Source organism: Halorubrum sp. 48-1-W (genome assembly GCF_003287355.1).
Taxonomy (GTDB): Archaea; Halobacteriota; Halobacteria; order Halobacteriales; family Haloferacaceae; genus Halorubrum.
Map to the genome: position 1 here is coordinate 89799 of NZ_QMIM01000018.1, position 10825 is coordinate 100623.

Below are 10825 nucleotides of genomic sequence, written 5' to 3' on the forward strand. Positions count from 1 at the left end.
ATCCCTAACCGAGACAGCCTCCTCGCTTCGGATCGAACCCGGTCCCGTTTCCGACCCATGAGCAGGATACAGCGCATCATCGACCGCGCGACCGACGGCGACGACCGGCTCCCGCCGGGGCTGACACTGTTGTCCGCGGCCATCGCCGCGACGCTCGTCTTCCCGCTGGCGTGGCTCGTGATCGAGGCCGTCACCGTGGAGCCCGCTCGCGCGCGCGAACTGCTCTTCAGTCGCGCGACGGGCGAGGTACTGCTCAACAGCCTGCTCCTGATGGCGGGCGTGACGGGCCTTTCGATCGTCCTCGGCGTGCCGCTCGCGTACCTGACGGTCCGGACCGACCTCCCGTTCCGGTGGTTCTGGTCGGTCGTCGTCGCGCTCCCGCTCGTCGTTCCCAGCTACGTCGGCGCGTTCGCGTTCGTCTCCGCGTTCGGCCCGCAAGGCGAGTTCCACGACCTCCTCGCGCCGCTCGGGATCGAGCGGATCCCAGAGATATACGGACTCCCCGGCTCGATCCTCGTGATCACGCTGTACACCTACCCGTACGTCTACCTCTCGACGCGCGCCGCCCTGCTCTCGTTCGACACGACGCTGATCGAGGCGGCACGGAGCCTGAACCACGGTCGCGCCGAGGCGTTCCGTCGGGTGACGCTACCCGTGATCCGCCCGGCGGTCGCCGCCGGGTCGCTCCTGTCGGCGCTGTACGCCGTCTCCGACTTCGGGACGCCCTCGATCATGCGACTGTCCGTGTTCACCCGGCAGATCTACGTCGAGTACAACGCGTTCGGCCGCGACTACGCCGCGCTGCTCTCCTTACAGCTCCTCGGCGTCGTGCTCGTCGTGCTCGCGCTGGAGTGGCTCGTCCGGTCGAATCGGGCCGTCCACGGCGACGACGCGGGAACCTCCCGCGACCTCGTGCGCCTCGGCCGGTGGCGGTGGCCGGCGACGCTGGTCCCCGCGTCGGTCGCGGCGACCGCGCTCCTCGTCCCGCTGTGGATCCTGTTCCTCTGGCTCGTGCGTTCCGACGCCGGTCGCCGCCCGTCGATGGCCTTCGAGGCGGTCCAGGTGCTCAACTCGCTTTCGGTCTCGTTGGCGGCCGCGGTCGTCGCCGCGCTCGCGGCGCTACCCGTCGCCTACTTCGCGGCCACCCACGGCTCGTTGCTCGCGACGCTCTTCGAGCGGGCGACGTACGTCGGCTTCGCCGTCCCCGGGATCGTGTTGGCGCTCGCGTTGGTCTACTTCGGGTCGGGATACCTCCCCGGGCTCTACCAGACGCTACCGCTCTTGGTGTTCGCGTACGTCGTCCGGTTCCTGCCGCAGGCCGTGGGATCGACCCGGACGTCGATCCTCGGCGTCGATCCCCGGCTGGTCGAGGCGGGCCGCACCCTCGGGGAGTCCTCGATGGGCGCGTTCCGCCGGGTGACGTTCCCGCTCACCCGGTCGGGGATCGTCGCCGGCGCGGCCCTCGTCTTTCTCACCACGATGAAGGAGCTACCCGTCACGCTCATCCTCCGCCCGTCCGGCTTCGAGACCATCGTCACCCAGATCTGGCGCGCTCAGGAGACCGCGCTCTACCAGTACGCGGTCGTTCCGACCCTCATCCTGCTCGTCATCTCCGGGCTCTCGATGGTCGTCATCCTCGCTCAGGAGGGTAGCGAGGAAGGGCTGTAGCTGTAGGGTGTGTGGGTTCGACGGCGCGTCGTCGGCCCGGTTTCCGCGGTCCACATCCCTACGGTCCACACCGCCGGGGAGCACATCCCCGCGGTCCACCCGTTCGGATCCCACACGTACTTACCCGACACCCGCCACGGACGAGTATGGATCTCGCCGACTCACACGTGCTCGTCACAGGCGGGGCAGGGCTCGTCGGGAGCCACCTCACGGCCCGGCTCCTGGACGCGGGCGCGACCGTCCGCGTCGCCGACGACCTGTCGAAGGGCGACCGCGACCGCGTCCCCGACGGCGCGGCGTTCGTCGAGGCCGACGTGACCGACTCCGCGGACGTCGCCGAAGTCGTCACCGCGGACCTCGACGTCGTCTTCCACTTCGCCGCGTACACGGACACGAACTACGACGACGGCCGCGAGCTGTTCGAGGCGAACACCGCGATGACGCACACCCTCCTCGAACGGATGCGCGAGGTCGACGTCGACCGCTTCGCTTTCACCTCCTCGTCGACCGTCTACGGCGAGGCCCCGCGCCCGACCCCCGAGGACCACGCGCCGCTCGAGCCGATCTCGATCTACGGCTCCTCGAAGCTCGCCGACGAGGCGCTGATCTCGACGTACGCACACTCCTACGGCGTCCGGTCGTGGGTGTTCCGGTTCGCGAACATCGTCGGGCCCCACCAACGCGGGAACGTGATCCCCGACTTCATCCAGAAGCTCGAGGAGGACCCCACGGCACTCGAGATCCTCGGCGACGGCCGCCAGGAGAAGTCGTACATGCACGTCACCGAGTGCGTCGACGCGATCCGTCACGTCGTCGAACACGCCGACGACGACCTGAACGTCTACAACCTCGGAACGCGGACGACGACCTCCGTCACCGAGATCGCCGACATCGTGAGCGAGGAACTCGGCGTCGACCCCGCCTACGAGTACACCGGCGGCGACCGCGGCTGGACCGGCGACGTGCCGCGGATGCGGCTCTCCATCGAGAAGCTGGCCGACCTCGGCTGGGAGCCGTCGATCGAGAGCGACGAGGCCGTCCGCCGCGCAGCGCGACAGTTGATCGACGAGATCGTCGACTGACGGGGGTCGGAGGCCCGGTCGACGCTGGAGCCGCCCGAGCGGGCCGTGCCGATACGGTTCACGCTCGACGACCGACCCTCCCCGAGCCCGCTTCGGAAGGGCCTTTTAGCCCGCCCGCCGAACGCTCGGTATGTTCAGGCAGTTCCGGTCGGAGGTCGAGTCGGCGCTTTCCGACGCGCTCGCGTCGCTCGATCTCCCGACCGACGACCTCGGCATCGAACGGCCGCCCGACGAGATGGACGCGACGCTCGCCTCCAGCGTCGCCTTCCGGCTCGCGGGCGTCGTCGGCGACGCGCCGCCGAACGTCGCGAGCGACGTGGCCGGCGCGGTCGACGTCGGCCCCTACGACTACCTCGTCTCCGTCGACACCGCCGGCCCCTACGTCAACTTCCACGCCGGCGAGCGCTACCTCGCGGACACCCTCGCAGCCGCGGCCGGCGACGAGACGTACGGAACCCTCCCGGATCGGGAGACGTCGGTGGTCGTCGAGCACACGAGCGCGAACCCGACCGGCCCGGTCCACGTCGGCCGCGCACGCAACCCGATCGTCGGCGACGCGGTCGCGAACGTCCTCGAGTACGCCGGCTACGACGTCGACCGCCACTACTACGTCAACGATGCCGGCCGACAGATGGCCGTCTTCACGTGGGCCTACGAGACGTTCGACGAGTCGGACCTCGAAGGCGAGCCCGCCCGCGACCGGGTCGAGTACGACCTCGTGCGCTACTACCGCCGGGGAAACGCGTACCTCGAGACGGCCGACCCGGACGACGTCGAGGCCGCCGAAGCCGAGATATCGGCCATCCTTCAGGGGTTGGAGGAGGGCGACGAGGAGACGTACGAGCGGGTCGGCGAGGTGGTCGACGCGGTGCTGGGCGGGATGAAGGCGTGTCTCGCCCGACTGCCCGCGGAGTTCGACGAGTTCGTCAAGGAGACGCGGTTCATGCGCGACGGTTCGACCGACGAGATCGCGGCGCGACTCAAGGAGAGTGACCACGCCGTCTACGAGGAGGACGCCTGGCAACTCGAACTCGACGAGTGGGGGATCGACAAGAACCTCGTCTTCCTCCGGTCGGACGGGACGAGCCTCTACACCACCCGCGACCTGGCCCACCACGAGTGGAAGTTCGCGAACTACGACCGCGCGGTGACGGTGCTCGGCGAGGACCACAAACTACAGGCCGACCAGCTCGGCGGGGCCCTCGAACTCCTCGGCAACGACACCGACGCGCTCGGGCACGTCATCTACTCGTACGTCAACCTCCCCGACGGGAAGATGTCCACCCGCGAGGGCACCGGCGTCATGCTCGACGACCTCCTCGACGAGGCGATCGACCGCGCCCGCGAGGCGGTCGAGAGCCGGATGGACGACCGGATCCGCGACGACGACCTCACCGACGCGGACGTCGAGCGCATCGCCCACCAGGTGGGGATCGGCGCGGTGCGGTACGACATCGTCTCGAAACAGCCGGCGAAGGCGATCACCTTCGAGTGGGAGGAGGCGCTCGACTTCGAGGCGCAGTCGGCCCCGTTCGTCCAGTACGTCCACGCGCGCTGTTGTGGCATCCTCGCGGAGGCCGCCGAGGCGGGGGCCGACGTCCCCGAACCGGGCGACCCGGTCGACGTCGACGCTGTGGTCCTCGAGACCGACGAGGCGGAGGCCCTCCTGCGGGAGGTCGCGCGCTTCCCGGCCGTCGTCGAGTCGGCCGCGGAGGACTTGGAGCCGCACACGATCGCGACGTTCACCCGCGAGTTCGCCGACGCGTACAACGCCTTCTACCGCGAGTGTCCGGTAGTGACCGCCGAGACCGACGAACTCCGTGACGCCCGACTCGCGCTCGTCGCGGCCGCGCGCTACACGATGGCGAACGCGCTCGACGCGCTCGGCGTCGAGGCGCCCGAGTCGATGTAGGGGGCGGACCCGGAGGCGCGGCGTCACGCTTCGGGACCACGGCGTCGTAGTCGGCCGAAAACGCGCCCGCGCCGTGTCGAACCGGAGGTCAAAGCTTACTTACAGGCACGGGACCGTAGTTCGGATAATGAGTAGCGACGCCCAGGAGGCGAGCGAGGACCGGCGGAAGTACGAGTTCCGCAAGGTCATCGAGGAGCTCACGGACTTCGAGGGCTCCGGCACGCAGCTCGTCACCATCTACATCCCCGAAGACAAGCAGATCTCGGACGTGGTCGCCCACGTCACCCAGGAACACAGCGAGGCGTCCAACATCAAGTCGAAACAGACCCGGACGAACGTCCAGGACGCGCTGACGAGCATCAAGGACCGCCTCCGCTACTACGACACCTTCCCGCCCGAAAACGGGATGGTGATCTTCTCCGGCGCGGTCGACTCCGGCGGCGGCCGGACCGAGATGGTCACCCGGACCCTCGAGTCGCCGCCCCAGCCCGTCGAGTCGTTCCGCTACCACTGTGACTCCGCGTTCCTCACGGATCCGCTCGAACACATGCTCGCGGACTCCGGGCTCTTCGGGCTCATCGTGTTGGACCGACGGGAGGCGAACGTCGGCTGGCTCAAGGGGAAACGCGTCGAGCCCGTCAAGTCCGCCTCCTCGCTCGTTCCCGGCAAACAGCGCAAGGGTGGCCAGTCCGCCCAGCGGTTCGCCCGCCTCCGGCTCGAGGCCATCGACAACTTCTACCAGGAGGTCGCGGGGATGGCCGACGAGCTGTTCGTCCCCAAGCGCCACGAGCTCGACGGCATCCTCGTCGGCGGCCCCTCGCCGACGAAAGACGAGTTCCTCGACGGCGACTACCTCCACCACGAGCTCCAGGACAAGGTGCTCGGCAAGTTCGACGTGGCCTACACCGACGAGTCCGGACTGAAGGACCTCGTCGACGCCGCGAGCGAGGTGCTCTCCGATCAGGAGATCGTCGAGGACAAACGTCACATGGAGACGTTCTTCGAGAACCTCAACACCGGCGAGGAGGCCACCTACGGCTTCGAACAGACCCGTAGAAACCTGATCATGGGGTCGGTCGACCGCCTGCTCATCTCCGAGGACCTCCGGTCGGACGTGGTCATCTACGAGTGTCCCAACGGCCACGAGGAGTTCGAGGTCGTCGACGCGCGCCACTCGACGCCCGCCCACGAGTGCTCCGAATGTGGGGAGGACGCCGACGTCCGGGAGCGCGAGGACGTCATCGAACACCTGATGGCGATCGCCGAACAGCGCGGCACCGAGACGAAGTTCATCTCTACGGACTTCGAGAAGGGCGAACAGCTACTCGACGCCTTCGGCGGCATCGCGGGCATCCTCCGGTACTCGACGGGCGTCTAGGGTCCGACGACCTCACTGCTCCGGCTCCGCCGGCATCGCCGCGACCTCCAGACACGCACAGGCGTCGGTCTCGGGGTCGAAACAGTCCGGACACTCCGGCTGCCGGTCGATGATCGTGTCCAGCCGCTCGGCGACGGTGTCGTCTATCACCGCCTCCAGCTCGTGGGCCTCCTCGCGGAACTCCTCGACGGCGAGGACGTTCGCGAGGAAGCGCTCGATGATACAGTACGTCTGGAGGGCCTCGCGGGCCCTCACGATACCGTCGTCGGTGAGTCGAACCCCCTTGTACTTCTCGTGTTCGGCGAGCCCGCGCTCCTCGAGTTTGCCGATCATCTCGTTGGCGCTCGCCGGGCTGACGTCGAGAGCGTCGGCGATCGACCCGGTCGAGGCGGGGCCGTCCTCCTGTTTCTGTACGACGTATATCGTCTTGAGGTACTGGTCTGCGGTGTTCACGGCTCCCCTCCGTCGGTCGTCCTCGATCTCGTCGGCGGCCGTCCCGCCGGTTCGGTCCTCCGGTTCATCGGCGCTCCATGACCTCCGTGACTTCGCTTACGCCCTCGGCTTCCTCCTCGCGGATCGCCTCCAGGGTGTCGAGCAGCTCGGCGCGGTCGACCGAGAACTCGGCGTCCGAGCCTTCGATCGCCTCGATGAGGTCGTCGTAGAACTTGTAGGCGGTCTCCTCGTTACACAACTGGTCGTACAACACGCCGTCGAAGTCGTCAGGTTGCGTCCGCCCGTAGCGCGCGTCGACGAGGGATTCGATCTCGTCGAACGGGACGCTGTCGACCCCGAGCCCCTCGATGATCTCCTCCAACCGCGAGCGGTGCTCCGCGGACTCCTCGGCGGCGTCCGAAAGCAACGTCTGGACCTCCTCGTCGAGCTCGTCGTCCAGGCTCCGGTAGTGGTGGTACGCCCGCGCCTCGACCACCTCCTCCAGGACGATCCCGATCTGTAGCAGTCTGGCGAGCTGGTCGTCGGAGGTTATCCGCTGGCTGACGCTCACCTCGACCACCCGTCGCCATTCGATACGCCCGTTCGCATACGTGTCACGTCGGGGCCTGCCCGACTTAAGCGGTTCCCTCGGTGCCCTTACCGGGAGCGGCTCCCTCGACGTTCCGCCGGGGATCGATTTATGCCCCCCACCCGAGGAGGACTCACATGGGCGTGTTCTACAAGTGGGGCGCCGGTCGGAACCCGGACCACCCCGAGATCGTCGACGCGTACGACTCGACGCTGGTGACGGCGGACGGGACGGAGATACTCGACGCGGCCGCGGGCGCTGCGGTCGTCAACCTCGGCCACTCGCTCGAGGGCGTCGGCGACGTCATGGCCGCACAGGCCGACCGCGTCGGCTACGTCTCCACCTCGCACTTCTCGACGCCGTCGGTGGAGTCCGTCGCCGAGAAACTCGCGGCGATGACGCCCGGGTCGCTAAACCACGCGTTCTTCGTCGACTCCGGCAGCGAGGCCGTCGAGTCGGCGATCAAGCTCGCCCGCGCGTACCACGTCGCCCGCGGGGAGCCGACCCGCGAGGCGGTGATCGGGCGCTGGAACGCCTACCACGGCGCGACGCTCGGCGCGCTCGCCGCCTCCGGCAACACCGGCCGTCGGACCGTCTACGACCCGCTCCTCCGGGACTGGCCGAAGATCGGCCCCGCGTACCCGTACCGCTGGGGTCACGAGGGGACCCCCGAGGAGCAGGCGGTCGCGGCTGCGAGGGAACTGGAACAGCTCGTTCGCCGGGAAGGCCCCGAGACGGTCGCCGCGTTCGTCGCCGAGCCCGTCGGCGGGGCGAGCATCCCCGCCACGCGTCCACACCCCGCCTACTACCGCGAGGTGCGCCGGATCTGTTCGGAGTACGGTCTCCTCTTCATCGCCGACGAGGTGATGGTCGGGTTCGGCCGGACCGGCGAGCCGTTCGCCTGCGAGGGGCTCGGCGTCGTCCCGGACCTCATGGCGCTCGGCAAGGGGCTCTCGGCGGGCTACGCCCCGATCAGCGCGACGATGGCGAGCGACCGGGTCGTCGAGACGCTCGAGGCCAACGACCACCCCTTCCAGCACGGCCACACCTACAGCGGGAACCCGGTCTCGACGGTCGTGGCCGACCACGTGCTCGACCGCTACACCGAGGACCTGTTCGCGGCGGTCCGCCGGCGCGGTCGCCGGCTCGAGACCGCCCTCGAACCGCTCACGGAAAGCCCGATCGTCGGCGAGCTCCGCCGTGTCGGCCTCCAGGTCGGCATCGAGTTCGTCGCCGACCGAGAGACGAGGGCGCCGTTCGACCCCGACGTCGGGGTCGCCCGCCGGGTCTACGACGACGCCCTCGCGAACGGGGTGTACACCTACCCCGGCGGGGGTAGCGTCGACGGGCAGGCCGGCGACCACCTCATGCTCTCGCCGCCGTTCGTCGTCGACGACGACGCGATCGAGGCGATCGCCGACGCCGTCGTCTCGGCCGTGAACCGCGTCGCCGACGCGGAGGGACGGCGGACGGTCTGACGGGAGACGGGCCGTTCACGCGGCCGGTCGCGAAGCCCGCTCGAGGCGGTAGCCCGCTCGAGGCGGTAGCCCGGCCGCGCGCGGACTCGACGGGCACGGCGAGCGGAGCGATTCCGTGACCGAACCCGATCCGGACCGTGATCCCGACTCAACTCGCGTTAATTCGGGATAATTCGGGTGATAGGACCACTAAACCGGACGAATTCGGATCGAACGCTTTCACGGTTTATCCCTCCGGAGCCGGGAGGTGGGGACGCGATGAACGTGAAAACACTCGCGACGGTCGCGCTCGCCGTGACCGTCCTGATCGGTGGCGTGGGGGCGGTCGGTGCCGTCGCCCCCGCGGACGCACAGGCGAACGACGACGCGGCGGCCGGGGCGAACGCGCCCGCCGACGCGCCCGCTGACGCGGACGACGACGACGACAACTCCGAGACCGACGACAACGCCGAGGCCGCCGACGACGCCGGCGCCGCGGCGGACGGCAGTGCGTCCGCCGGCGAGCGTGGACCGCCGAGCGACCTGCCGGAGCAGGTGCCCGACCACGTGAGCCAGATCCACGAGCACGTCCAGTCGTTCCTCGACGGCGAGCTCGAGAACCTCGGCGACGCGGTGAGCGACGTCGCGTCGGACGACGCCGGCGACGCCTGACGACGCCTACCGACGCGACCCACTCGCGGTAACACTCCTTTCGTCGATCCTTCCCTTTTGATCGGTTCCAGTGTCGGCGTCGCGACTCGGCACCTGCGGTGTCGTTCGGCGAACGGATCGAAAAACGGGACCGCGTAGCGTCGACCGCTACTGGAGCCGTTCGAGGACGAGTTCCTCGACGTCCTCGCGGAACTCGTCGACCGCGATCTCCTCGAGGACTGGCACGAAGAAGCCCTCGACGAGCATGTTCCGCGCCGTCAGCGAGTCGATCGACCGGCTCTCCAGGTAGAACAGGTCTTCTGCGTCGACCTGTCCGACAGTCGCGGAGTGTGACGCCTCCGTGTCGTGGTTGTGGATGATCAGCTTCGGCGACGCGTCCGCCTCGGCGTCGTCCGACAGCATCAGCGTGTTCTCACGCTGGTAGCTCGAGGTGCTCCACGCGTCCCTGCCGACGTCCTGGACCCCCTCGTACACCGAGCGCGCCACGTCGTCGAGCACGCCGCGCGTGACGAGGTCGGCCGTGGTGTGTTCGGCCTGGTGCCAGACGCGCGCGTTGATGTCGAAGTGCTGGTCGTCGCTACCGAAGAACGTCCCGACGATCTGGCTCTCGGAGCCGTCGCCGTTCAGTTCGGTCTCGACGTCCGAACGCGTGAGCTTCGAGCCGAAGTTGCTCTCGATCCAGTCGATCGTGGCGTACGTGTCCGTGACACCGCGTTTCAGTGAGTAGGTGTAGGTGTCGTCGTCGAGGTTCTGAAGCGAGCCGAACTGGACGGTCGCGTTCTCGCCGCCGACGACCTCGACGAGGTTCGAGAAGTAGCGGTCCCCCTCGATTTCCGAGGCTGTGGCCTCGTCCCCCGACTCGATCGACTCGAGGATCGTCACTGACGACGACTCCTCGGCGACGACGAGCGTCTGGCTGAACAGCGACCGGGAGTTCATCTCCGCGCGCACCGTCACGTCCTCGACGTCGACGCCCTCGGGGACGTACACGAACGTCCCCGTGGTGAAGAGCGCCACCGACAGCGCCGTGAGGTAGTTGTGCTCGGGATCGAGCACGGTCCCGAAGTGCTCCTCGAGTACGTCGCCGTACTCGTCGAACGCCTCGGTGAAGGGGACGACGACGACCTCGTCGTCGCCGGCGGTCCGCTCCGTCGTGTCCGACTGGTTCAACGGGTCGACGAGCGCCTCGAAGTCCAGCGCCTCGAGGTCCGTCCAGCGCCGGCCGGGCGTCCGGATCACGTCGGGAAGCTCCGCCGTCTCCAGCGCCTCGAGCGCGTTCAGACGAGTCTCGAGGAGCCACTCGGGCTCGTCGCGTTCCTCGGCGATGCGTCGTACCGTGTCCTCCGAGAGGCTCTCGATTGCTTTCGTACTCATGTTATCCGAGCGAACCCTCCATCTCGAGCTCGACGAGCCGGTTCAGCTCGACGGCGTACTCGATCGGCAGCTCCTCCGTGATCGGCTCGATGAACCCCGAGACGATCATCTGTTTGGCGTCGTCGTCGTCCAGCCCCCGCGACTGCAGGTAGAAGATGTCCTCGTCGCCGATCTTGCCGACGGTCGCCTCGTGGGCGACGTCGACCTTCGACTCGTTGATCTCCATGTACGGCATCGTGTCCGACGTCGACTCGTTGTCGA

Annotated in this window: 10 protein-coding genes; 6 read left to right on the forward strand and 4 right to left on the reverse strand. The window is 68.5% G+C overall.

The window, feature by feature from the left end; translation table 11 throughout:
- Positions 1 to 57: 57 nt before the first annotated feature.
- The 4 genes from DQW50_RS09670 to prf1 all read left to right on the forward strand — a co-directional run bounded on the left by DQW50_RS09670 (position 58) and on the right by prf1 (position 6040).
- On the forward strand, positions 58 to 1668 hold the full coding sequence (locus DQW50_RS09670; RefSeq protein ID WP_112079076.1) for an iron ABC transporter permease: 1611 nt from the start codon (positions 58 to 60) through the stop codon (positions 1666 to 1668).
- A 146-nt stretch (positions 1669 to 1814) separates the two neighbouring features.
- Positions 1815 to 2750 (forward strand): NAD-dependent epimerase/dehydratase family protein, encoded by a 936-nt coding sequence (locus tag DQW50_RS09675; RefSeq protein ID WP_112079077.1) that lies wholly within the window; start codon positions 1815 to 1817, stop codon positions 2748 to 2750.
- Between the two features lie 130 nt (positions 2751 to 2880).
- Complete coding sequence (gene argS / locus DQW50_RS09680) at positions 2881 to 4662, forward strand: arginine--tRNA ligase (RefSeq protein ID WP_112079078.1); 1782 nt, start codon at positions 2881 to 2883, stop codon at positions 4660 to 4662.
- Between the two features lie 127 nt (positions 4663 to 4789).
- Complete coding sequence (gene prf1, locus DQW50_RS09685) at positions 4790 to 6040, forward strand: peptide chain release factor aRF-1 (RefSeq protein ID WP_112079079.1); 1251 nt, start codon at positions 4790 to 4792, stop codon at positions 6038 to 6040.
- A gap of 12 nt (positions 6041 to 6052) precedes the next feature.
- Here prf1 and DQW50_RS09690 read toward each other — a convergent pair whose 3' ends face one another.
- Both DQW50_RS09690 and DQW50_RS09695 read right to left on the reverse strand, forming a co-directional pair.
- The gene (locus DQW50_RS09690; RefSeq protein WP_112079080.1) at positions 6053 to 6493 is read right to left on the reverse strand and encodes a metal-dependent transcriptional regulator; all 441 of its coding nucleotides are present in this window, start codon (positions 6491 to 6493) and stop codon (positions 6053 to 6055) included.
- A 64-nt stretch (positions 6494 to 6557) separates the two neighbouring features.
- Complete coding sequence (locus DQW50_RS09695; RefSeq protein WP_112079088.1) at positions 6558 to 7043, reverse strand: ferritin-like domain-containing protein; 486 nt, start codon at positions 7041 to 7043, stop codon at positions 6558 to 6560.
- A 155-nt stretch (positions 7044 to 7198) separates the two neighbouring features.
- Here DQW50_RS09695 and DQW50_RS09700 point away from each other — a divergent pair, with 155 nt between their 5' ends.
- Positions 7199 to 8539, forward strand: coding sequence for an aspartate aminotransferase family protein (locus DQW50_RS09700; RefSeq protein ID WP_112079081.1), 1341 nt, complete (start codon positions 7199 to 7201; stop codon positions 8537 to 8539).
- Positions 8540 to 8797: 258 nt separating this feature from the next.
- Positions 8798 to 9190 carry a hypothetical protein gene (locus DQW50_RS09705; RefSeq protein ID WP_112079082.1) on the forward strand — a complete coding sequence of 131 codons (393 nt, stop codon included), beginning with the start codon at positions 8798 to 8800 and terminating at the stop codon, positions 9188 to 9190.
- Between the two features lie 147 nt (positions 9191 to 9337).
- Here DQW50_RS09705 and sufD read toward each other — a convergent pair whose 3' ends face one another.
- Both sufD and DQW50_RS09715 read right to left on the reverse strand, forming a co-directional pair.
- Entirely contained in the window at positions 9338 to 10564 is a 1227-nt protein-coding gene (sufD, locus tag DQW50_RS09710; RefSeq protein WP_112079083.1) for a Fe-S cluster assembly protein SufD, read from the reverse strand.
- 1 nt (position 10565) lies between these two features.
- Positions 10566 to 10825: SufD family Fe-S cluster assembly protein (locus tag DQW50_RS09715; RefSeq protein ID WP_198664651.1), on the reverse strand; the 260-nt coding region annotated here is incomplete at its 5' end.